Source organism: Microbacterium sp. Cr-K20, assembly GCF_000708325.1.
Taxonomy (GTDB): Bacteria; Actinomycetota; Actinomycetes; order Actinomycetales; family Microbacteriaceae; genus Microbacterium.
Map to the genome: position 1 here is coordinate 41,681 of NZ_JARE01000068.1, position 20,998 is coordinate 62,678.

At 69.1% G+C, this 20,998-nt stretch carries 20 protein-coding genes; 12 read left to right on the forward strand and 8 right to left on the reverse strand.

What is annotated here, in order from left to right; genetic code table 11:
- Nucleotides 1–167 precede the first annotated feature (167 nt).
- Genes GZ67_RS20270 through GZ67_RS0116720 form a run of 3 tightly spaced genes read right to left on the reverse strand, consistent with a single transcriptional unit; the run spans nt 168 to nt 2,445 of the window.
- A complete protein-coding gene (locus GZ67_RS20270) occupies nt 168–785 on the reverse strand; it encodes an arsenate reductase/protein-tyrosine-phosphatase family protein (protein ID WP_051662603.1) in 618 nt (205 codons plus the stop codon).
- Nucleotides 782–1,501 (reverse strand): CDP-alcohol phosphatidyltransferase family protein, encoded by a 720-nt coding sequence (locus tag GZ67_RS0116715; protein ID WP_029262873.1) that lies wholly within the window; start codon nt 1,499–1,501, stop codon nt 782–784. Before GZ67_RS0116715 ends, GZ67_RS20270 begins: the two co-directional genes overlap by 4 nt.
- On the reverse strand, nt 1,492–2,445 hold the full coding sequence (locus tag GZ67_RS0116720; RefSeq protein WP_036303781.1) for a glycosyltransferase family 2 protein: 954 nt from the start codon (nt 2,443–2,445) through the stop codon (nt 1,492–1,494). Before GZ67_RS0116720 ends, GZ67_RS0116715 begins: the two co-directional genes overlap by 10 nt.
- 196 nt (nt 2,446–2,641) lie before the next feature.
- On the opposite strand from GZ67_RS0116720, the gene GZ67_RS21055 reads away from it, so the two are divergent.
- Together GZ67_RS21055 and GZ67_RS0116735 are read left to right on the forward strand one after the other, a co-directional pair.
- On the forward strand, nt 2,642–4,633 hold the full coding sequence (locus tag GZ67_RS21055) for a glycosyltransferase (RefSeq protein ID WP_231481847.1): 1,992 nt from the start codon (nt 2,642–2,644) through the stop codon (nt 4,631–4,633).
- A gap of 44 nt (nt 4,634–4,677) precedes the next feature.
- The gene (locus GZ67_RS0116735) at nt 4,678–6,018 is read left to right on the forward strand and encodes a phenylacetate--CoA ligase family protein (RefSeq protein WP_136025631.1); all 1,341 of its coding nucleotides are present in this window, start codon (nt 4,678–4,680) and stop codon (nt 6,016–6,018) included.
- Nucleotides 6,019–6,062: 44 nt separating this feature from the next.
- On the opposite strand, the gene GZ67_RS0116740 is transcribed toward GZ67_RS0116735, so the two are convergent.
- Nucleotides 6,063–7,085, reverse strand: coding sequence for a glycosyltransferase family 4 protein (locus GZ67_RS0116740; RefSeq protein ID WP_036303783.1), 1,023 nt, complete (start codon nt 7,083–7,085; stop codon nt 6,063–6,065).
- A 212-nt stretch (nt 7,086–7,297) separates the two neighbouring features.
- Here GZ67_RS0116740 and rfbA point away from each other — a divergent pair, with 212 nt between their 5' ends.
- Genes rfbA through GZ67_RS0116755 form a run of 3 tightly spaced genes read left to right on the forward strand, consistent with a single transcriptional unit; the run spans nt 7,298 to nt 10,580 of the window.
- Nucleotides 7,298–8,170 carry a glucose-1-phosphate thymidylyltransferase RfbA gene (rfbA, locus tag GZ67_RS0116745; protein WP_029262877.1) on the forward strand — a complete coding sequence of 291 codons (873 nt, stop codon included), beginning with the start codon at nt 7,298–7,300 and terminating at the stop codon, nt 8,168–8,170.
- Nucleotides 8,167–9,165, forward strand: a complete 999-nt coding sequence (rfbB, locus tag GZ67_RS0116750) for a dTDP-glucose 4,6-dehydratase (RefSeq protein WP_029262878.1) — start codon at nt 8,167–8,169, stop codon at nt 9,163–9,165. The genes rfbA and rfbB overlap by 4 nt, the downstream gene beginning before the upstream one ends.
- Nucleotides 9,165–10,580 carry a sugar nucleotide-binding protein gene (locus GZ67_RS0116755; RefSeq protein WP_029262879.1) on the forward strand — a complete coding sequence of 472 codons (1,416 nt, stop codon included), beginning with the start codon at nt 9,165–9,167 and terminating at the stop codon, nt 10,578–10,580. Before rfbB ends, GZ67_RS0116755 begins: the two co-directional genes overlap by 1 nt.
- On the opposite strand, the gene GZ67_RS0116760 is transcribed toward GZ67_RS0116755, so the two are convergent.
- Nucleotides 10,577–11,797 (reverse strand): glycosyltransferase, encoded by a 1,221-nt coding sequence (locus GZ67_RS0116760; RefSeq protein ID WP_029262880.1) that lies wholly within the window; start codon nt 11,795–11,797, stop codon nt 10,577–10,579. The genes GZ67_RS0116755 and GZ67_RS0116760 overlap by 4 nt on opposite strands.
- 120 nt (nt 11,798–11,917) lie before the next feature.
- On the opposite strand from GZ67_RS0116760, the gene GZ67_RS0116765 reads away from it, so the two are divergent.
- Entirely contained in the window at nt 11,918–12,373 is a 456-nt protein-coding gene (locus GZ67_RS0116765; protein ID WP_029262881.1) for an adenylyltransferase/cytidyltransferase family protein, read from the forward strand.
- Nucleotides 12,374–12,408: 35 nt separating this feature from the next.
- On the opposite strand, the gene GZ67_RS0116770 is transcribed toward GZ67_RS0116765, so the two are convergent.
- Nucleotides 12,409–12,801 carry an SIP domain-containing protein gene (locus GZ67_RS0116770; RefSeq protein ID WP_029262882.1) on the reverse strand — a complete coding sequence of 131 codons (393 nt, stop codon included), beginning with the start codon at nt 12,799–12,801 and terminating at the stop codon, nt 12,409–12,411.
- Nucleotides 12,802–12,928: 127 nt separating this feature from the next.
- Between GZ67_RS0116770 and GZ67_RS0116775 the strand changes: the two genes are divergently transcribed.
- Genes GZ67_RS0116775 through GZ67_RS0116795 form a run of 5 tightly spaced genes read left to right on the forward strand, consistent with a single transcriptional unit; the run spans nt 12,929 to nt 17,971 of the window.
- Nucleotides 12,929–13,429: a transporter substrate-binding domain-containing protein gene (locus GZ67_RS0116775; protein ID WP_331280467.1), complete on the forward strand. Its 501-nt coding sequence runs from the start codon at nt 12,929–12,931 to the stop codon at nt 13,427–13,429.
- On the forward strand, nt 13,426–14,415 hold the full coding sequence (locus GZ67_RS0116780; protein ID WP_029262884.1) for a cation transporter: 990 nt from the start codon (nt 13,426–13,428) through the stop codon (nt 14,413–14,415). The genes GZ67_RS0116775 and GZ67_RS0116780 overlap by 4 nt, the downstream gene beginning before the upstream one ends.
- A gap of 41 nt (nt 14,416–14,456) precedes the next feature.
- On the forward strand, nt 14,457–14,720 hold the full coding sequence (locus GZ67_RS0116785; protein ID WP_029262885.1) for a glutaredoxin family protein: 264 nt from the start codon (nt 14,457–14,459) through the stop codon (nt 14,718–14,720).
- 31 nt (nt 14,721–14,751) lie between these two features.
- Nucleotides 14,752–16,146 (forward strand): MFS transporter, encoded by a 1,395-nt coding sequence (locus tag GZ67_RS0116790; RefSeq protein ID WP_029262886.1) that lies wholly within the window; start codon nt 14,752–14,754, stop codon nt 16,144–16,146.
- A gap of 28 nt (nt 16,147–16,174) precedes the next feature.
- Nucleotides 16,175–17,971: an aldehyde dehydrogenase family protein gene (locus GZ67_RS0116795; RefSeq protein ID WP_029262887.1), complete on the forward strand. Its 1,797-nt coding sequence runs from the start codon at nt 16,175–16,177 to the stop codon at nt 17,969–17,971.
- A gap of 3 nt (nt 17,972–17,974) precedes the next feature.
- Here GZ67_RS0116795 and pip read toward each other — a convergent pair whose 3' ends face one another.
- Both pip and GZ67_RS0116805 read right to left on the reverse strand, forming a co-directional pair.
- Nucleotides 17,975–18,982 (reverse strand): prolyl aminopeptidase, encoded by a 1,008-nt coding sequence (pip, locus tag GZ67_RS0116800; RefSeq protein ID WP_231481848.1) that lies wholly within the window; start codon nt 18,980–18,982, stop codon nt 17,975–17,977.
- A gap of 27 nt (nt 18,983–19,009) precedes the next feature.
- Entirely contained in the window at nt 19,010–19,894 is an 885-nt protein-coding gene (locus GZ67_RS0116805; RefSeq protein ID WP_029262889.1) for a neutral zinc metallopeptidase, read from the reverse strand.
- Nucleotides 19,895–19,946: 52 nt separating this feature from the next.
- Here GZ67_RS0116805 and GZ67_RS0116810 point away from each other — a divergent pair, with 52 nt between their 5' ends.
- Nucleotides 19,947–20,936, forward strand: coding sequence for a malate dehydrogenase (locus GZ67_RS0116810; protein ID WP_029262890.1), 990 nt, complete (start codon nt 19,947–19,949; stop codon nt 20,934–20,936).
- Nucleotides 20,937–20,998 lie beyond the last annotated feature (62 nt).

A 20,998-nucleotide genomic window follows, 5' to 3' on the forward strand; every position in this document is an offset into this window, starting at 1 on the left:
TCTCGAGCGCGAAGGGCCGTCCCCAGAACGGCATGATGAAACATTGAACACTGCAGCTCCCCAGAACCCAGATCCCCATCCGAAGCCCCCTCGGCTTCGGTCCCCACCGCGCAGAACGCGGCATCGGCTAATGATAGTGCGGGGAGCGGGAAAGCACAAGGGTTCGCTCAGGATGAGTGCCGTCGGTGCCCGCCGAGCTGGGCGAGGATCGTCGCCGTCGACGACTGTACCTCGGCGAGAGTCTCGCGGTGGCCTCGGCTGCCGTGCCGGTCGGCGATGCTCGCCGGATCGACGGCGCCCCGGCTGCCGAAGAGCCGTCGGATCCTGCTCCCGACTCCGTCGCTACCGGCGAGCGGCACCGCCCGCGAACGGGCGCGATCCAGATACGCGACGTAGTCCGCCACGCGGTCGGGCCCCGTGGAGGAGAAGCCCGCTCCGAGGTGGGCGGCTTCCTTGAGGGTGAACATCCAATCGCGCGAGCGCGGAGCGAGCCGCACCAGCTCGCCACGGATGTCCCGTGACGCCGTGAGGATCAGGGTGGACTGCTCGATGAGTTCGATGGTCACCGGCCGCGCGTGGTGGGACTGCGCCTGTTCGCGCCATCCCTCGTCATCGTGGAGCGACGAGACCAGCTCGCAGATCGCATCACCCTCGGTCGCGCGGACGCCCGCGCTGCTGACCGATATAGATGAGTCCGCACCGAATCCCCGCCGCAGGCCGAGCTCCGCCAACGGCGACCGGCAGACGTTCGCGGCGCACACGACCAGGATCTTCTCACCGGTCATGCGTCGGCACCGAGCTTCCCGATCTCGCGGAACCACTTGACCGCGGCGAGCGCGAGGAACAGGACCGCGGCGGCACACAGCAGGCCGTAGCCGATGAGGAACGCCGGCGTCCACCCCCACAGCACGAAGACGAGGCAGACGAGGCCGAAGTCGGTGGGCAGCAGGACGAGCGATCGCACGAGCGTGCCTCCGCCGCGCTCGTGGGTCGACGCCACGGCGTGCTTCCCTTTGAGGAGGTCGTTGAGGAGCATCCCGGAGAAGGTCGTCGAGGCGACGATGCTGAACACGATCGGGATCAGCAGCAGTACCGGTGTCTCCGGGAGGACCCGGTAGAGCCCGATCAGTACCCCGAGGTGGAGGGACGCGATCTTGAGCGTGTCGATGAAATGGTCGAGCCACTCGCCCTGCGGACTGCCCCCGCCGCGGAGACGCGCGACCTGGCCGTCGGCGGAATCCCAGGCATAGCCGAGCACGAGCAGCACGGCGATCAGGAAGCCCATGGGCACGTTCACCGGTCCGAAGGCGATCAGCCCGATCGCGACGAAGGAGTGCACCGCACTGATGATCGAGACCTGGTTCGGCGTGAGCCCGATGCGGTAGGCGACGGCGGCGAGGACTCGTCCGATACGACGATTCACGTACACGGAGTACGCGGGGGCGCCACGCGCATGGCCCTTCTGCGCGCGCGCGAGACGTCGGTATGCGTCTACGACCATTTCCTGCCCTTCCGATCGGTCTCCGGGGTGCGTGCGATCCGCCGAGCCTCTCGCACCCCGCGAAGGTAGGCGCGGATCGGAGCGGCCGACTGGATCAGCTGACGGCGTCCGCCGCGGAGGATCACCTCGCGAGCTGTCCTCGGGATCGAGCGGCGCCAGCGCCGCACGCCCGCCTCGTCGAGGTGACGTACGGCGAAGAGCATGCGGTTTCGGATGTTGTAGTAGTAGTAGGTCTCCGATTTCGCTCGCGAGACCCCGGGGTCGGCGCGCTGCGTGCCGCCCTCGTCGTGGACCGCACTCGCGTCTTCAACGAGCGCCAGCGATCCGCCGGCCGACACGACCTTCCGCGAGAAGTCGACATCCTCCCAGTACAGGAAGTAGTCGTCATCGAATCCGCCCGCGAGCTCCCAGACCTCGCGCGTGATCCACAGGCATGCGCCGCTCAGCCAGGGTTCGAACGGCTGCGGGTCGCCCGCCACGCGTTTACGTCGCGCGCGCATCGTTCCGTCGTCGAGCAGGAGATCGATACCGGCGAACCACGTACGCCCATCCGAGTCGGAGATGACCGGTGAGGCGAGTGTCGTCCGGGAAGCCGCAGTGGTGGATTCCAGCAGGCGCAGCGACTCGCGGTCGATGTGCGCATCCGGGTTGATGACGAGGACGTCGGTCGCCCCATCGGCGAGCGCGCGCTCCACGCCGATGTTCACACCGCCGCCGAAGCCCGTGTTGGACTCGGGCGCGATCAGCGTCCACTCGTTCGCCCGCGCGACGTCTTTCGCGGCTCGACGCTCGTCAGCGGAGGACCAGTTGTCGACCACGATCACCGTCGCGTCGGCGTCGATCGCCCGCGCCGCGCGCGCGACGACCACCAGATTGCGCTGCAGAAGCTTCGCCGAGGCGTAGTTCACGACCACCACGGCGAGCCGACCGTGCTCGGTTGACACGCGATTCTCTCCCCCCGGATCCGCATCGCGGATCGCCTCGGGTCGCCGGTCGAATTCCCCAGAGTCGCGACCGACGTCGACTCCCAGGAGAATGACTATACGCGAGAGGCGTCTCCGCGTAACGGCTTCGGAGGATCACGGTACGATGAGCCGCGCGCCGGAGTGAAGGCGCAAGACTGCCATGGGGATGGTGCGGATGACCAGGGGACCGGAATCGAGCGACATGATCGCGGTGACGATCGGCATACCTACCTACCGGAGGCCGGAGCTCCTGGAGGCGCTGCTCCTCGCGCTCCCTCCGCGCATCGCGGAATGTGCTGCGCTCGGGGTCGAGATCGATGTGCTGGTCGTCGACAACGACGGCACTGGGTCCGCGCGCGAGGTCGCGGAGCGCGCAGATCTGCCGATGCGCTACGTCGTCGAACCGACCCCGGGTATCGCGGCAGCCCGCAACCGAATCCTGGATGAATGCGACGGACGCGATCTGGTCGCCTTCATCGACGACGACGAGATCCCGCGGGAGCACTGGCTCTCGTCTCTCCTCACCGTCTGGCGCGACCACAACGCTGATGCGGTGATGGGACGCGTGATCTCGGTCTTCGAGGAGGACGTCGATCCCTGGCTGCTCACCTCCGGCACTTTTCGACGACCGATACGAAAGACCGGCACCGTCCTCGAAGTCGCGGCGGCAGGAAACCTCCTGCTCGATCTGCGCTGCATCCGCCGGCTCGGCCTCCGCTTCGATCAGACGCTCGGGCTCGGCGGCGGCGAAGACACCCTCTTCTCGCGGCAGCTGGCGCGCCAGGGCGGCCTGATCGTGTGGTGCAACGAGTCCGAGACCGAGGACCTCGTCGTCGCCGCGAGACTCAGCCGGGCCTGGGCCGCGCAGCGCGCGTTCAGCTCTGCGAACGCGAACACGAGGATCGAGCTGCAGCTGACCGACGGTGCGCTGCGCCGAGGCGTGCTGCGCGTACGCGCATTGCTGGGCGGTGTCATCCGCATCGTCGCCGGCATCCTTCGACGGGGTTTCGGCGCGGTCACCTCGAACATCGACCATCACGCCAGAGGCACCCGCATCGCGCACCGCGGCCGCGGGATGGTCGCAGCCGCCTTCGGCCGCCGTTACGACGAGTACCGCCGCCCATCGGAGGATGACACGACCATGACAGACCCCGCATCGACCATCCGCGTGATGCAGTCCCTCGGAGCACCGCGTCCGACGACGAACCCGTACAACAAGATGCTCGACGAGGCGCTCGGGTCCACTGAGGGGCTCGAGCGACTGCGATTCTCGTGGGGAACGGCGCTCTTCGGGCGCTACGACGCCTTCCACTGGCACTGGCCGGAGGCCAAGCTGCACGGCTCGACCTGGTGGAAGTCCACCGGTAAGTTCCTCCTCACCACCGCGCTCGTCTTCCGGCACCGCCTCTCGAGGCGGATCGCCGTGGTGCGGACGGTGCACAACATCGAGCTCCCCGACGACAACGCGCCACGGTTGTGGCTGCTGCGCTTCATCGATCGCCACACCGACTACCGGATCGTCATCAACGAGACGACGCCGCTCCCGCCAGGGACGCCGCACAGCCTGATCCTGCACGGGCACTACCGCGACTGGTACGCGAAGTTCCCGGCGGCCGAGCGGGTGCCCGGTCGACTCGGATCGTTCGGCGGGGTCCGCCGCTACAAGGGCCTGGAAGGGTTCATCGACGCCTATGCGGAGGCCGTCACGACCGAGCCGACGCTGAGCCTGAAGATCGGCGGGCGCCCGTCCACCCCCGAACTCGGCGACGACTTGAGGGCGCGGACCGCGGGCCTTCCGGGTGTCGAGCTGCACCTCGACTTCCTGAGCGACGCCGAGCTCGTCCAGCTCGCGACCTCGTCCGAGCTCATCGTGCTGGCGTACCGGTTCATGCACAACTCGGGTAGCGTGCTCGCCGCCCTGTCGATGGCGCGCCCGGTACTGGTGCCGCGCAACGAGGCGAACGAGGCGCTGGCGCGCGAAGTGGGCGCCGCGTGGGTGCTCATGTACGACGGCGACCTCGACGCGCCGACCGTCGTGGAGGCGTGGCGTGCCGCGTCGACGCTGACGGGCTCGCCTGACCTGTCGCGCCGTGACTGGGCGGATGCCGGCCGTGCGCACCGGGATGCATTCCGCGAGGGCGTCGCCCACAAAAGACGGCTCCGCTGAGCCGTATCCCCGAGCGCATCCTTCGACGACGAGAGGCTGTATTGATGTCCACACCCATGAGACGCGCGTTCTTCCGCGCGAAGGCGGCGACCGTGCGCGCGAAAGCGGGCTCCTTTCACCGCGAACTCCTCGCGAACGAGCGGCTGGCCCCGGACGAGTTCGCTCAGATGCAGAACCGGCTCGCACGCGACATCGCCGCGTTCGCCATGGACTCCTCGCCGTTCTACGGCAGGCACTACGGTGAGCTCGGTATCCACCCGGACTCCCTGACCGATCCGGAGGCATGGGCGGCGCTGCCGATCCTCGATCGTGCCACGGTGAAACAGCACGCGGCGGAGTTCCGCACCGCCGAGGCGACCGACGCCAATGCTCGTCCCGCGCTGACCGGCGGGAGCACCGGGGAACCGCTGGCCACGTTCCACGACGCACGAGTGCCGTCTCTCGCGCTGAGCTGGCGGATGTACTCCTGGTGGGGAGTGGAGCCGTCCGACGACCTCGCCCGCGTGGGTCGCTGGAACTTCGGCCGCCTGGCGACACTCAAGAACGACGTGGCGTGGTGGCCGACCAAGCAGGTCTACCTCGATGCCGGTCTCATCTCGGCGCAGACCATGGAGACGTTCCATCGCCAGCTCATGGCGACACGACCGCGCCTGATCGAGGGCTACGTGGGAGCGATGCTGGAGTTCGCCGACTTCCTGGAACGCCGAAAACTGAGCGTCCCCGCGCCGACCGCGATCGCGACGACAGCTGCGCCGCTCACCGCATCCGTCCGCACCCGCCTCGAGTCCGTCTTCGGCGCTCCCGTCTACGACGAATACCGTGGTTCCGAGTTCGGCTGGATCGCCGGCGAATGCGGCCACCGCGACGGTCTCCACGTGTTCGCGGATGTCCGACGCGTCGAGGTGGTGGACGAAGACGGCGCCCCCGCAGCGCCCGGTCAGCTGGGCGACCTCGTCATCACGGACCTTCGCAACCGGGTGTTTCCCATGATCCGGTACCGCACGGGCGACAAGGGCATCCTGCGGGCGGAACCCTGCCGCTGCGGCCGTGCGCTCCCGCTCATGGAGCAGCCGCAGGGCCGGACGACGGACCTGATCCGCCTGCCCAGCGGCACCGTGCTCGCGCATCGCCTCATGGGGATGTTCGCGGCACACCCGGAAGCAGTCCGGCTTTTCCAGATCCACCAGCTCTCCGACTACTCGATCGTGATCCGCGTCGTCGTCGGCGAGGGTGCGCAGGCGCGGGACCAGATCGAGAGCGCGGTCACCTCGCTGCGCGAGCGGATCGCGAACGAGGTACCGGTGAGCGTCGAATACGTCGATGCCCTGCCGTACACGGGCGGCAAGACAAAGTACATCATCAGCGACGTCGCCACGTCGAGCTGACCCCTTCTCCGGTCGGCCCGGGTGGCGTCGCCCGTCCACCACGATCACACCCGCTGCAGCAGCCCCTGCACGAGGGCCGCGACCATGATCTGCGTCGTGAAGCTGCGTTCCACCTCGATCCGGCCGTTGCGCCCGAGTTCGGCCGCGCGCTGCGGATCATCGAGCAGGCCCAGCACCGCCCTCCCGAGTTGCTCCGCGTCCCCCGGCGGCACGAGGTGGCCGGTCCGCCCCTCGCTCACGTACTGACTCATGCCGGGCGTATCCGAGACGACGACCGGGCGGGCGGTCGCCAGCGCTTCCAGAGCCACCGTCATCCCCGAGCCGTGCAGGTTCGGCCTGGTCGGGACGACGATGACGCTGGCGGTCGCATAGAGATCCCGAAGCTCCGCGTGCGGCATGTGCCGCACCACCCGAACCCCCTCGGGTGGCGAGAGGTCAGAACCCGTCTGCACCACGACGTCCGTGTCCGGCCGCGCGGCGAGCACGCGCGCGAGCGCCGCGTAGAGCGTCGCCGGATCGCGGTCACGGTCGTTGCCGACACTGACGATCCGCGGCTGCGTCGGAGAGGGCTGCGCGCCGAAGAAGTCGCTGTCGATGCCGAACGGGATCGGGAAGACCCGCGGACCCCGGCTCCCCAGCAGGCGCCGGAGCGGGTCGATCTGCCCTTCGCTGAGCACCCACGCGGATTCGGCCCCGCCCAGCATCGAGAGCAGACGGGCCGGAGCGGGACCTGCCTGCGCCATGTCGGTGAGCCAGATCACCCCGGTGGCGTAGCGGACGCGGGGATGCAGGATCTGCAGGCGATACGCGGTGTTCTCGTCCCACGTCACGGCCAGGCCCTCGACGGGGCGAGGTTCGATGCCCAGCCGCGCTCGCACACGAGCGACCCGACCGGGCGGCGGGAGATCGACCACCTCCACGGCCGCATGATCACGCAGCGCATCCAGTCCGTAGGGCCAGACGCTCGGGACCTCTCCCCTGGCATGGCTCCGCTCCCAGGCCGGCACCGACTGTTCGGCACGATGAGCCCAAGTGAGAGACAGCGAGGCACCACCCTCGGATTCCACGAGCCAACTATGGACCTCCCCGGGCACCCTGGCAAGAGCCGATTCCGGGACGGACACGGAGATCCCGCACCGGAGGTCACAGCATCCACTCACCCGCCGGCGAGGTGACCCGCTAGAGTCGGACGTACGACTGTGGGGGTCGTCGGACGGCAGGGGATGGCCGTCCCTTCTGTGACGCCACCATGGACATCGACGTTTTCACGAGGGGGATCATGAAGGGCATCATTCTGGCGGGCGGTTCGGGCACGCGACTGCATCCGATCACACTGGGAGTCTCGAAGCAGCTCATCCCGGTCTACGACAAGCCGATGGTCTACTACCCGCTGTCGACGCTGATGCTCGCCGGGATCCGGGACATCCTCGTCATCACCACGCCCCATGACGCCGCCCACTTCGAACGACTCCTCGGAGACGGCTCGCAGTTCGGCATCTCGCTGACGTTCGCCCAGCAGGAGTCGCCGGACGGGCTCGCGCAGGCGTTCACGATCGGTGCGGACTTCATCGGCGACGACAGCGTCGCCCTCGTCCTCGGCGACAACCTGCTCTACGGCCCCGGCCTCGGCACCCAGCTCAAGCGCTTCGCCGACATCGACGGCGGCGCGGTCTTCGCCTACTGGGTCGCCGAGCCCGAGGCGTACGGCGTCGTCGCGTTCGACGACGCCGGCCAGGCGATCTCGCTCGAGGAGAAGCCGAAGAATCCGCAGAGCAACTACGCCGTGCCCGGCCTGTACTTCTACGACAACGATGTGATCGAGATCGCCCGCAACCTGGCTCCCAGCGCTCGCGGCGAGTACGAGATCACCGACGTCAACCGCGAGTACCTCGAACGCGGCAAGCTCCAGGTCGAGGTGCTGCCCCGCGGCACCGCCTGGCTCGACACCGGGACGTTCGACCAGATGACGGATGCCGCCGACTACGTGCGCACGATGGAGCGCCGCACCGGCATGAAGATCGGCGTGCCCGAAGAAGTGGCCTGGCGCCAGGGCTTCCTCGACGACGACGAACTGCGCGTGCGCGCCGAAGCCCTCGTGAAATCCGGGTACGGTTCCTACCTGCTCGAGCTCCTGGAACGAGGCAAGCGATGACCCGGCTGCTCGTGACCGGCGGCGCCGGTTTCATCGGATCGAACTTCGTGCACCATGTCGTGGCGCACACCGACGCGCACGTGACCGTGCTCGACAAGCTGACCTATGCCGGAAACCGGGCATCGCTCGCAGGCCTCCCCGCCGACCGCGTGGAGCTCGTCGAGGGGGACATCGCCGACGCCGAGCTCGTCGACGGGCTGTTCGCGAAAGCCGACGCGGTCGTGCACTATGCGGCGGAGTCGCACAACGACAACTCGCTGCACGACCCGCGGCCGTTCCTCGACACGAACATCATCGGCACCTACACGCTGCTCGAGGCCGCACGTCGGCACGAGCGGCGTTTCCACCACATCTCGACCGACGAGGTATACGGCGACCTGGAGCTCGACGATCCGCAGCGGTTCACCGAGAACACCCCGTACAACCCCTCGTCGCCGTACTCGTCGACGAAGGCGGGCAGCGATCTGCTGGTGCGCGCGTGGGTGCGGTCGTTCGGAGTGCAGGCGACGATCTCGAACTGCTCGAACAACTACGGGCCGTACCAGCACGTCGAGAAGTTCATCCCGCGTCAGATCACCAACGTGCTGCGCGGCATCCGCCCGAAGCTCTACGGCGCAGGTCAGAACGTGCGCGACTGGATCCACGCCGACGATCATTCGTCGGCCGTCCTGACGATCCTCGACAAGGGCGAGATCGGTGAGACGTACCTGATCGGCGCCGACGGCGAGAAGGACAACAAGTCGGTGGTCGAGCTCATCCTCACTCAGATGGGACAGCCCGCGGACGCCTACGATCACGTGACCGATCGCGCGGGCCACGATCTGCGCTACGCGATCGACTCCACGAAACTCCGCACCGAGCTGGGCTGGGCGCCGCAGTTCTCCGACTTCGAGTCGGGGCTCGCCTCGACCATCGACTGGTACCGGGAGAACGAGGGCTGGTGGGCGCCGGCGAAGGATGCGACCGAGTCGTTCTACGCGGCGAAGGGCCAGTGATGACGGAGTTCGGCAAGGCGCTCACGGTCACCGAGACGCCGATCCCCGGTCTGCTCGTCGTCGACCTGCCGGTGCACGGGGATTCGCGTGGGTGGTTCAAGGAGAACTGGCAGCGCGAGAAGATGGTCGCCGCCGGTCTCCCCGACTTCGGCCCCGTGCAGAACAACATCTCGTTCAACGACGCGGTCGGCACCACGCGCGGCATCCACGCGGAGCCCTGGGACAAATGGGTGTCGGTCGCCACCGGGAAGATCTTCGGCGCCTGGGTTGACCTGCGTGCGGGCGACACGTTCGGCACGGTCTTCACGACGGAGATCGATCCGTCGCGCGCGATCCTGGTGCCCCGCGGCGTGGGCAACTCGTACCAGACGCTCGAGGCGGACACGGCCTACACGTACCTCGTCAACGATCACTGGTCGCCCGACGCGGAGTACTCGTTCCTCAACCTCGCTGATGAGACCGCGGCCATCGCGTGGCCGATCCCGCTCGCCGACGTCGAGGTGTCGGCCAAGGACCTCGCGCACCCGCGCCTCGCCGATGTGACGCCGATCGGACCGAAGAAGATCCTCGTCCTCGGCGGCGCGGGCCAGCTCGGACTCGCCCTGCGCGCCGCGCTCGGCGACACCGAGCACGTGGAGTACACGACGCGGGAGACCCTCGACCTGCGTGCCGACGACCTCGCCACGGCGCGGCGATGGCGCGACTATCGCGCGATCATCAACGCCGCCGCCTACACGGCGGTCGATCTCGCCGAGACCGACGACGGCCGCGGTGACGCCTGGTCGTCGAACGTCACCGGCGTGACCGCATTGGCACGCATCGCCGCCGAGAACGGCATCACGCTCGTGCACGTCTCCAGCGACTACGTGTTCGACGGCAGGAAGGCGGGCCCGTACACGGAGTCCGACCCGGTGCGCCCGCTCGGCGTCTACGGCCAGACGAAGGCCGCGGGCGACGCCGTCGTCGCGACGGTGCCGCGGCACTACATCGTCCGCACGTCGTGGGTCATCGGCGAGGGGCGCAACTTCGTGCGCACGATGGCCTCGCTCGCCGAGCGGGGTATCGCACCGCGGGTCGTCGGCGACCAGATCGGGCGCCTGACCTTCACCGAAGATCTGGCCTCGGCGATCCTGCACCTGCTGTCGACCGCCGCTCCTTACGGCGTCTACAACGTGACCGGCGCGGGAGAGCCGCGCTCGTGGGCCGACATCGCGCGCGCCGTGTACCGCCTGACCGGGCATGATCCCTCCGGCGTGACCGACGTGACCACCACGGAGTACTTCGCCGACCAGGCCGGCCCGATCGCCCCGCGTCCGCTCAACAGCGTGCTGGACCTCGGCCGCATCGAGGCGACGGGATGGACGCCGCGGGATGCGGATGCCGCCCTCGAGACGTACCTCGGCGCGAGCAGCTAGAGCTCGCCCGGCTTCATCGCCTCGGCATCGATCGCGCGGATGACCCGCAGGGCGGCGGTGTCCGTCGGCGGCTCGGCCCCCGCGGCATCGCCCCTGCGCCGCCGCTGCGGCGCGTAGACGACGAGCGAGTGGAACAGGAACCGGGCGAAGAACGCCACGATCAACGAGAGTGCCGTCGCGAGCACGCTCGAGATGTGCCAGGACTCGACCATCAGCGCCATCACCGGGATGCGCAGCGCGGCCTCGACGTTGTTGAACGCGAAGGAGCTGGCGAAGCGGATGCCGAGGGCGCGGGCATCCGTGCGCATGTCGGCGAACACGAACCGCTCCTGCAGCAGGAAGTTGCCGATGATGGTGACCTCGGCGCCGATGATGGCCGCCCAGACGTAGGGCACGCCGGCGGCGGTGAGCGCCCACATGATCCCGAGGTTCGCGGCCGCGCCGATCACGCCGATGAGCGCGAACAGCGACATCTTCCCGAAGCGCAGGCGGGCGAGGTGCGCGATGAAGGTCGCCCCCTGACGCAGGCTCGCCTTCGAGGTGCCGTGCCGGCGCTCCGCGAACTCCATCGGCACCTCGGCGATGCGCAGATCGTTGCGCGCAAGGATCTCGAGAAGGATCTTGAAGCCCTGCGGCTGGAGCGCCGTGAGGTCGAGCTGACGCCGGTCGACCAGGAAGAAGCCGGTCATCGGGTCGGTGCTGCGCGCGAGACGGATCGGGAACATCGCCCTCGTCAGCCAGGTCGCCGCGCGTGAGACGCCGAAGCGCACCGCCGTGCCGAGCCCACTGGTGTCGCCTCCGCCGATGTAGCGCGACGCCGCCACGACGTCGGCATCCCCTTCGGCGTGACGTTCGAGCAGCACGGGCAGCAGTTCCGGTGGATGCTGCAGATCCCCGTCCATCACGATGCAGACGTCGGCTGCCGCGGCTTCGAGTCCCACGACCACGGCCCCGCCCAGACCGCCGGTGTTCTCGGTACGGTGGATGACCCGCACGGGGATCGGGGCGGCGACCGCGACCCGTTCGACCTCGGCCGCGGTGTCGTCGGTGCTGTCGTCGACGAACAGGATCTCGGCTTCCCACCCGGCGAGCGCGGCGGCGGTGCGGGCGACCAGCTCAGCGACGTTCTCGCGTTCGTTGAACGTCGGCACGATGACCGTGACCGGTGTCCCCACGTCAGCCCCCTGTTCCGCGCACGCACCGCGTGCGGCCTCCATCGTTCCATGGGTTGCTGTGGGGAACGAAACCCAGACCTGCTAGACTGTCGAACCGCGGCTGTGGGAGTCGCGAAGCGGATGGGGATCCGCTTACTGGGGAATTACTGATCTGGGGAGATCATGGGGACGCGTATCGGCTATGCCGTTGGTGCTTTCGACCTGTTTCACGTCGGGCATCTGAATCTACTTCGTCACGCCAAGCAGCACTGCGACATTCTGATCGCAGGCGTCGTCAGCGACGAGATGCTGCGTCAGGTGAAGGGCATCGAGCCCGTCATCCCGACGGCGGAGCGTGCGGAGATCGTGAAGCACATCTCGTTCGTCGACGACGTCTACGTCGAGACGACGCCGTCGAAGATGGACTCGTGGCGCGACGTGCAGTTCACGCACTTCTTCAAGGGCGACGACTGGCGAGGCACCGACAAGGGGCTGCGCCTGGAGAGCGAGTTCGCCGAGGTCGGGGTCGAGGTCGTGTACTTCCCGTACACGGCGCACACGTCGAGCTCATCGCTGCGCCGCGCCCTCGACGCGATCACCGCGGGCGCGAACGCTCCCGCGGTGGCCTCGGTGCGCTGAGCGTCTGAGCGCCTGAGCGGATCGTCGCCGAGCGGTCAGTTCGCGACGCCGAGCAGGCTGCGCGCCATCCGCGCGACATGCGGCGGCGTGTGCGGCCCGAGCCAGACGGTCCACTGCGACGGCGGCTCGGAGCAGGTCCACTCGACGCACCACGCGTGCACCGCGTTCGCCAGTCGCTCGCCACGCGTGTGCGCACGGATACCGTCACCGCGCACCAACCAGCGCACCGACACCCCCTCGGGCACGTCGATGTGGCGGAACTGGATGCGCGCCGCCGCCTCGAGGATGATCACGCCCTGCGCGTCCCACGGCAACCGCGCGGCGATGCTCGCGATGATGCCGGCATCGGCCGCGTCACCGGCGATGAGCACGGCACCTTCGATGTCGTCCCAGTCGGGATCCTGCAGGTGCTCGCATGCGCTGCTCATGGTTTCGAGTATAGGTAAGGGTACCCTTACTCACAAGAGATGGGTCCCGATCCCGTGGTGCTAGCGCTCAGCCGTGCCACTCGTCAACGGCTTTGCGGGACGACGCCGCGCGGAGCACTCTCGGGGCGTGGACAGATCTGCGATGCCGCAGCGACGGCGCATCCGGCGCCCGGTCGCCTCCCTCGTCGCGCTTGCCGCCGTCGCCCTTCTCGCGGGGTGCGGCCTCTCGATCCCCACCGACCCCGACGGCACCCTGGACTCCGTCTCGGGAGGAGTGCTGCGCGTCGGCACGTCCCCGGATGGCGAGCTGGTGGAGGTGAGCCAGGGCGACCCCACCGGGACGATCGTCGATCTCGTGGACCGCTTCGCCGACAGCATCGACGCCGACACGGAGTGGACCGTCGCGTCGGAGGAGACCCTCGTGACCGAGCTCGAGGCAGGCGACCTCGACCTCATCGCCGGTGGCATCACCCCCGACACCCCGTGGATCGACAAGGCGGGTGTCACCCGGGGCTATCGCGGGATCGAGGGCTCCGACGGGCGTGAGCTCGTGATGCTGGTTCCACTCGGCGAGAACGCCTTCCTGTCGACACTGGAGACCTTCCTCGACGAGGAGGTCGGCGGATGACCGAGACCCAGCAGTTCGGCCGCACCACGCTGCCGCCGGCGCAGGCGCGGGCGGTTCGTCGCGCGGTGAAGTGGGAGATCTTCACGATCGTCTACACGTCGATCACGATCGCGGTGATCGCGCTCGTGGTGGGCGAGTCGCAGGCCATGCGGACGGCCTGGATCGAGGACATGCTCTCCTTGATCCCGCAGTTCGCGTTCCTGACGGCGCTCATCTTCGTGCGCCGTCGCCCCACGAGGAAGCACCCCTACGGACTGCATCGCGCGATGGGCGTCGGGCATCTCGTGGCCGGAGTGGCGCTGCTCGCCGTGGGCCTGAACCTCGCCGTCGAGGCCGTCACCGGGCTGATCGCGGCCGAGCACGCCACGATCGGCACGGTGCAGTTGTTCGGACAGACGATCTGGCTCGGATGGCTCATGGTGGGCGTCATGGTGGTCGTGATCATCGGGCCCGTGTTCTTCTACGGCCCGGCGAAGTCGAAGCTCGCCCCTGTGCTGCACAACAAGCTGCTGTACGCCGACGCCGACATGGCGAAGGCGGACTGGCAGACCACGGTGGCGTCGGTGGTCGGCGTGCTCGGCATCGGCGTCGGCGCGTGGTGGCTGGACGGCGCGGCGGCCCTCTTCATCTCGCTGGGCATCATCTGGGACGGCTTTCGCAACACCAAGACGGCCGTGGTCGACCTCATGGATCAGCGCGCGCGCACCTATGACAGCAAGCATCCGCATCCGCTGGCCGCCGACATCGTGTCGTACCTGCGGAGTCGACCCTGGGTCGCGCAGGCCGGAGTGCGGATGCGCGATCAGGGTCAGGTGTTCCACATCGAGGCGTTCGTCGTGCCGCATCGCCGAAAGGTGACGCTCGACGATCTCACCGCCGCCGCAGAGGGGATCGCCGACATCGACTGGAAGATGCAGGACGTGGTCGTGATCCCCGTCGAGCATCTGCCCCGCGAGGTGGACACCGGTCGCCGAGCACCCGGCTGATGCTCAGCGCCACTCCATCCGGGCGGCCGTAGGCTGGAGACATGACTTCTCCTGCCTCCGACACCATCACGATGTTCGGCGCCGACTGGTGCCGCGACTGCATCCGCACCAAGAAGCAGCTCGATGCGCTCGGGGTCGAGTACACCTACGTCGATCTCGTCGCCGAGCCCGCCGCCGCGGACGTCGCGAAGGAGATCTCCGGTCGCACGAACATCCCGGTCGTCGTGTACCCCGACGCCTCACACCACGTCGAGCCGTCGAACGCCGACGTCGAGTCGAAGCTGCGCGAGCTCGCACTGATCTGAGTGGCTCGCATCGCGCCGCTACACTGGCGCGATGAGCACTGAGGCTCGGCCCGAACGAGCATCCGTCCGTCTCTCCCCGCGCACGATCGTGCTGTACGCGATCGGGTCACTGGGGACCGGCGGCTACGCCACCCTGCCCGGGCTGGTGCTGACGTACTTCCTCACCGACAACCTCGGCGTCGCCGCGCTCGCGGCCGGACTCATCGTCACGGCCGCGAAGATCTGGGACGTCCTGATCGATCCGTTGATCGGCGCCGCGTCGGACCGCCAGCTCGCTCGCACCGGTTCCCGTCGCGGGTTCATGGTGACCGGTGCTCTGGCCCTCCCCCTGTTCTTCGCCCTCACGTTCGCCGTGCCGCCCTCCTGGGGTCCGGTCGCCGGGGCGATCAGCGTGCTGCTCGCGTTCCTCGCGACCGCCACGGCGTTCAGCCTCTTCCAGGTGCCGTACGTCGCTCTGCCCGCCGAGCTGACCGGCGACTACGACGAGCGCACCCGTCTGCTCGGCTGGCGCGTGGTCGTGCTCACCGCGGCGATCCTGCTGTTCGGCGCCGGAGGCCCCGCGCTGCGCAATGCCGGCGACGACCCCGTCATGGGGTATCTCCTGATGGGCATCGCTTCGGGTCTCGTGATCGGGATCGGCATGCTGATCGCTTCCCGGACCGCGACGATCGCCGCCCGGCGCACCGTGGCAGCCCCGGCCGCCGCGATCGCCGACTCGACCTGGCGCGATCAGTACATGTCGGGCTTCCGGGCCCTGAAGCGCAGCCAACCGTTCCGCGCACTACTGGGCACGTTCGTGCTGCAGGCCCTCGCCACGGGGACGATGCTCGCCGGCGCGCAGTACGTCGCGACGTGGGTGCTGCGCAGCGAGGACGCCGTGACCTTGGTGTTCGTCGCCCTCGTCGGGCCCGCGCTCCTCGCGACCCCGGTGTGGACCGTCATCGCGAGGCGCATCGGCAAGGAGCGGGCGTTCGCGATGGCCAGCGTCCTGTTCACCGCCGCCGCAGCGACGCTCGTGTTCGCGGTCTGGGTGCCCGGCGCCTGGATCTACGCCTCGGTCGCCGTCGCCGGCATCGCCTACGCCGGGCTCCAGTCGCTGCCCATGGCCATGCTGCCCGACGTGATCTCGCACGATGAGCGCACGAGCGGTCCGGGACAGGCCGGCACCTTCACCGGCATCTGGACGGCTGGTGAGACCGTCGGCTTCGCGCTCGGCGCCACCGCGGTGTCGCTGACCCTCGCCGCGACCGGCTACATCTCCACCGTCGCCGGAGCCACGGTCGAGCAGCCGGAGGCCGCGATCACGGGCATCGTGCTCAGCTTCAGCATCCTTCCCGCCGTGCTGATGGCCGCGAGCCTGTTGACGCTGCGGCACTACCGCCTCCGTCGCGCCGACATCGAGGCCGTCGGAACCTCCGACGCCTAAGCTGGGATCCCGTCCGAAGGAGACGCCGATGACTTCTGCGAGCACAGCCCCCGCCCCCGCATCCGCCTCGAAGAGCACACCGACGGCAGGGTCGGCGTCGTTGAGCGAGGGCGAGCAGGAACGTCTCGACACCGCGATCGACGACCTGCAGGCCGGATCGCGCACGTGGTCCGCCCTCACCGTGGCGCAACGGGTCACGCTGCTGCGCGCGGTGCGCACGAGCGTCGCCGCCACCGCCGAGGACTGGGCGAACACGGCCGCCGCCTCCAAGGGGCTCGACGGGAAGCACCCGCTGCGCGGCGAGGAGTGGTTGAGCGGACCCTACAGCGTGCTCGGCGCGCTCGACGCCTACATCGAGACGCTCTCCCGTCTGGCGAAGGGCGCGAACCCGCTCGACGGCATCACCATCGACCGTGCTCCCGGCGGACGCACGCGCGTGCACGCCTTCCCCCTGACCGGCATCGACAGGTTCCTGCTGTCCGGCTTCACCGGCGAGGTCTGGCTCGAGCCCGGCATCACCCCGAGCGCCGCGCGCGCGGGCGCCGGCCTCGCTCAGCGCACCCCCACCGAATCGGGCGGAGTCGGACTCGTGCTCGGAGCCGGCAACGTGACCTCGATCCCGGTGCTCGACGTGCTGTACGAACTGCTCGCCCACAACCGCACCGCCCTGCTGAAGGTCAACCCCACGCAGGATGCTCTGGTGCCGGTGTACAAGCGCGCGCTCGCACCCCTCATCGAACCGGGACTGCTCCGCATCGTGCGCGGCGGCCCCGCGGTCGGCGCGTATCTCACCGGCCACCCCGGGCTCGTGCACGTGCACATCACCGGCTCCGCCGCGACGTTCGACACGATCGTGTGGGGGCCGTCGAAGGGCGAAGGGGCTGCCGCGACGAAGCGTCGTCGGCGCGAGAACCGCCCGCAGCTGAAGAAGCCGATCACCGCCGAACTCGGCGGAGTCTCCCCCATCATCGTGGTACCCGGCGCCTGGACGGATGCCGACCTCACCTATCAGGCCGAGCACATCGCGACCATGCGCCTGCAGAACTCCGGCCACAACTGCATCGCCGGCCAGGTCGTCATCATGTCGTCCGAATGGGACCAGGCCGATGCGTTCCGCGCCGCGCTGCGACGTGCGTACGCCAACGCCCCGGAGCGCCCCATCTGGTACCCCGGCTCTCCCTCGCGCATGGAGCTCGCGACCGACGCCTACCCCGATGCGCTCGTGCTGGGCGACCGGCTGCTCGTCGAGATCGACGCCGACGACGATGCGGCTGCGCTCGAGACCACCGAGTACTTCGCGCCGGTGCTGGGCGTCGTCACCGTTGCGGGCACCGGCCAGGAGTTCCTCGATGCCGCAGTGGCCCACGCGAACGACAAGCTCCAGGGCACCCTCGGCGCGAACCTGCTGATCGACCCGGCGACCGAGAAGGCACTCGGCGCCGGTTTCGAGCGGGCCATCGCGGCGCTCCACTACGGCTCGATCGCGATCAACGGCTGGACCGCCTTCGCGTTCATCACCCCGACCCTCACCTGGGGCGCGTTCCCCGGCGGCACGATCGACGACGTCGGCAGCGGCATCGGCGTCGTTCACAACGCGCTGCTGCTCGACGGGGTCGAGCGCTCGGTGCTTCGCGGACCGTTCCGCCCGTTCCCGCGGTCGCTGCCGATCGCGAACGGCGGCGGACGCCTCACGATCCTGCCGAAGCCGCCGTGGTTCGTGTCGGCGCGCACCGGCGCCGCCGTGAGCGAGGGGCTGACCCGCCACCGCGCGAACGGCGGCGTCGTGGGACTCCTGAAGACGCTGGCGAAGGCGCTGCAGGCCTGAGGCTCAGCGGGTGGCGCGGGCGAAGCGGTCGGTCGCGGCGCGCAGCGCCTTCTGAGTACCCGGCTCGGTGGCCGCGTGCCCGGCATCGTCGACCACGACGAACTCGGCCTCGGGCCAGGCGCAGTGCAGGTCCCACGCGGTCATCATCGGCGTCACGACATCGTGCCGTCCCTGGACGATGACGGTCGGGATATGACGGATGACGTCGACCCCGGCGATCAGCTGCCCCTCTTCCCACCAGCCGCGGTGGACGAAGAAGTGGTTCTCGATGCGGGCGAACGCGGTCGCCTTCTCGGGGTCGGACTTCGCGCCGATCTGCGCGGCATCCGGCGTCAGCGTCACGGTCGCCGCCTCCCACGTCGACCAGGCGATGGCTGCCGGCACGTGCACAGCGGGGTCCGGATCGAACAGCCGCCGGTGGTAGGCCTCGATCATGTGCGAGCGCTCGAGCACGGGGATCGGCGCGAGGAAGCTCTCCCAGAGGTCGGGGAACAGCGCGGCGGCGCCGCCCTCGTAGAACCATTCGAGCTCGACGCGACGCAGCGTGAAGATCCCGCGGAGGACGAGCTCGGTCACGGCATCCGGATGCGCCTGCGCATACGCCAGCGCGAGGGCGCTCCCCCACGACCCGCCGAACACCTGCCACTTCTCGATGCCGAGGTTCTTGCGCAGCAGCTCGATGTCGGCGATCAGGTGCGCGGTCGTGATGTACCGGAAGTCGGCGTCCGGCGCACTCGCGTGCGGCGTGCTTCGTCCGCAGCCGCGCTGGTCGAACAGCACGATGCGATAGACCTTCGGGTCGAAGAACCGGCGCTGCCAGGGCGAGGTGCCGCTGCCGGGCCCGCCGTGCAGGAACACCACCGGCTTGCCCTCGGGGTTGCCGCTGACCTCCCAGTAGACGCGGTGGCCGTCGCCGACGAGCAGTTCCCCCGTCTCGTGCGGTTCGATCGGTGGATACAGCGCATCCGTCTTCTTCATCTTCGGTCCCCCGGCCGGTCGTGCAGACTTCATCGTCAACGCTAGCGGGTCACGCTGCGGCTATGGATCCAGCTGGTCGGTCGGCAGCGTCAGCACCTGTTCGCAGACGCCGAGGCCGTTCTGATACCCCTCGGCGAACCAGCGCTGCCGCTGCTCGCTGGAGCCGTGCGTCCAGCTCTCCGGGTTCGAGAAGCCGGACTGCTCCTGGATGTGGTCGTCACCGACCGCGAACGCCGCGTTCAGGGCATCGATGCGCTGCTTCTCGGTGGTCGGCTGAAGGTACGGGACGCCCTCGCTGTCGGTCTCCTCCGAGATCCGACCGATCCAGGCACCCGCGTAGCAGTCGGCTTGCAGCTCCGTGCGGACGCCGTTGCTTCCGGGACCGGTGCCGTTGTTCGGGTACTCGTCCATGACCCCGGTGATCCATTGGATGTGGTGACCCCACTCGTGCCCGACAATGTACAGCTGGGCGAGTTCGCCCGCGGATGCACCGAACTGCTCCTGCATCAGCTGGAAGAAGGTCGGGTCGATGTAGACCGTCTCGTCGCCGGGGCAGAAGAACGGCCCGACCGCGTTGGATGCCGTGCCGCACGCCGTGTTCGTCGCCCCGTCGACCACGATGAATCCGGGCTTGCGGTAGCCCTCGACCTCGTCGGCCCAGAACTCGTCGAGCACGAGCTGCGCTCCCGCCATGCGGCAGTCGACGTCGGCGTTCGCCTGCGCACCGGTCTCGCAGTTCTCGATGACCGATCCCCCGGCGGGTTCGCTGCCGCCGCCGGGCGCGCCACCGCCGATCAATCCGGTCAGATCGATGCCGAGCAGCGGTCCGGCGATGAGCGCGATGATGCCGAGCACACCCACGCCCACCCCGCCGGCGATGGCTCCGTTGCGGCCGCGTCGACGCGTGGTGTTGCCCGAGATGTCGGCGTCGGGATTGAAGGTCATGCGTCGAGGGTACTCCGCGCGGAGATCGGCCGAACGGTCGTAGGCTCGGGGCATGACGACCACGATCACCATCACCGGCGCGGGCGGACAGATCGGCTACGCACTGCTGTTCCGCATCGCGGCGGGCGACCTGCTCGGACCCGATGAGAAGGTGCGGCTCCGGCTGCTGGAGATCCCGCAGGGACTCGGCGCCGCGGAGGGTGCGGCGCTCGAACTGCAGGACGGCGCATTCGGGCTGCTCGAGCACGTGGAGGTGACGGATGACGCTGCTGTGGGCTTCGACGGAACCGACCTCGCGCTGCTCGTGGGCGCCCGCCCGCGCGGCCCCGGCATGGAGCGCGCCGACCTGCTCGCGGCCAACGCCGGTATCTTCGGCCCGCAGGGCGCGGCCATCGCGGCGAACGCGGCATCCGGCGTGCGCGTCACGGTCGTCGGCAACCCCGCCAACACCAACGCCCTGATCGCGTCCGCGGCAGCCGACGGCGTGCCCGCCGAGAGGTTCACCGCCCTGACCCGGCTCGATGAGAACCGCGCTCGTGCCCAGCTGGCGCAGACGCTCGGCGTTCCGGTGCACACCGTGCGCCGGGTGCCCATCTGGGGAAACCACTCGGCCACGCAGTTCCCCGACATCTCGCACGCGACCGTCGGCGGGAAGCCCGTCGGCGACGCTCTCGAGCAGATCGTCGGCGACGTGCCGGCCTGGCTCGATCAGACCTTCATCCCGCGCGTCGCCAAGCGCGGCGCCGAGATCATCCAGGTGCGCGGGTCGTCGTCCGTGGCATCCGCGGCGAGCGCGACGATCGACCACGTGCGCGACTGGGTGCAGGGCACCGACGACTGGACCTCGGCCGGCGTCGTCTCGCACGGCGAGTACGGGGTTCCTGCGGGTCTGATCTCGTCGTTCCCCGTGCGCTCTGTCGACGGCGAGTGGCGAATCGTCGAAGGCCTCGAACTGAGCGACTGGGCCCGCGCCCGCGTCGACGCCTCGGTGGCCGAGCTGGTCGACGAACGCGAAGCCGTGCGCGCCCTCGGCATGCTGTGATCGCCTGACCGCGCACGAGCGGTGAGGCGCATGGGGAGTTCTGCCCATCGCCGGTCTTCGTC

What these genes read in the sequence shown, in the direction of transcription:
- GZ67_RS0116795 (WP_029262887.1), top strand. Translation starts at nt 16,175, where the DNA reads ATGACTTCTGCGAGCACAGCCCCCGCCCCCGCATCCGCCTCGAAGAGC.
- GZ67_RS0116780 (WP_029262884.1), top strand. Translation starts at nt 13,426, where the DNA reads ATGACCGAGACCCAGCAGTTCGGCCGCACCACGCTGCCGCCGGCGCAG.
- rfbB (WP_029262878.1), top strand. Translation starts at nt 8,167, where the DNA reads ATGACCCGGCTGCTCGTGACCGGCGGCGCCGGTTTCATCGGATCGAAC.
- rfbA (WP_029262877.1), top strand. Translation starts at nt 7,298, where the DNA reads ATGAAGGGCATCATTCTGGCGGGCGGTTCGGGCACGCGACTGCATCCG.
- pip (WP_231481848.1), bottom strand. Translation starts at nt 18,982, where the DNA reads ATGAAGTCTGCACGACCGGCCGGGGGACCGAAGATGAAGAAGACGGAT.
- GZ67_RS0116785 (WP_029262885.1), top strand. Translation starts at nt 14,457, where the DNA reads ATGACTTCTCCTGCCTCCGACACCATCACGATGTTCGGCGCCGACTGG.
- GZ67_RS0116715 (WP_029262873.1), bottom strand. Translation starts at nt 1,501, where the DNA reads ATGGTCGTAGACGCATACCGACGTCTCGCGCGCGCGCAGAAGGGCCAT.
- GZ67_RS0116810 (WP_029262890.1), top strand. Translation starts at nt 19,947, where the DNA reads ATGACGACCACGATCACCATCACCGGCGCGGGCGGACAGATCGGCTAC.
- GZ67_RS21055 (WP_231481847.1), top strand. Translation starts at nt 2,642, where the DNA reads ATGACCAGGGGACCGGAATCGAGCGACATGATCGCGGTGACGATCGGC.
- GZ67_RS0116755 (WP_029262879.1), top strand. Translation starts at nt 9,165, where the DNA reads ATGACGGAGTTCGGCAAGGCGCTCACGGTCACCGAGACGCCGATCCCC.
- GZ67_RS20270 (WP_051662603.1), bottom strand. Translation starts at nt 785, where the DNA reads ATGACCGGTGAGAAGATCCTGGTCGTGTGCGCCGCGAACGTCTGCCGG.
- GZ67_RS0116735 (WP_136025631.1), top strand. Translation starts at nt 4,678, where the DNA reads ATGTCCACACCCATGAGACGCGCGTTCTTCCGCGCGAAGGCGGCGACC.
- GZ67_RS0116790 (WP_029262886.1), top strand. Translation starts at nt 14,752, where the DNA reads ATGAGCACTGAGGCTCGGCCCGAACGAGCATCCGTCCGTCTCTCCCCG.
- GZ67_RS0116765 (WP_029262881.1), top strand. Translation starts at nt 11,918, where the DNA reads ATGGGGACGCGTATCGGCTATGCCGTTGGTGCTTTCGACCTGTTTCAC.
- GZ67_RS0116805 (WP_029262889.1), bottom strand. Translation starts at nt 19,894, where the DNA reads ATGACCTTCAATCCCGACGCCGACATCTCGGGCAACACCACGCGTCGA.
- GZ67_RS0116770 (WP_029262882.1), bottom strand. Translation starts at nt 12,801, where the DNA reads ATGAGCAGCGCATGCGAGCACCTGCAGGATCCCGACTGGGACGACATC.
- GZ67_RS0116760 (WP_029262880.1), bottom strand. Translation starts at nt 11,797, where the DNA reads ATGGAGGCCGCACGCGGTGCGTGCGCGGAACAGGGGGCTGACGTGGGG.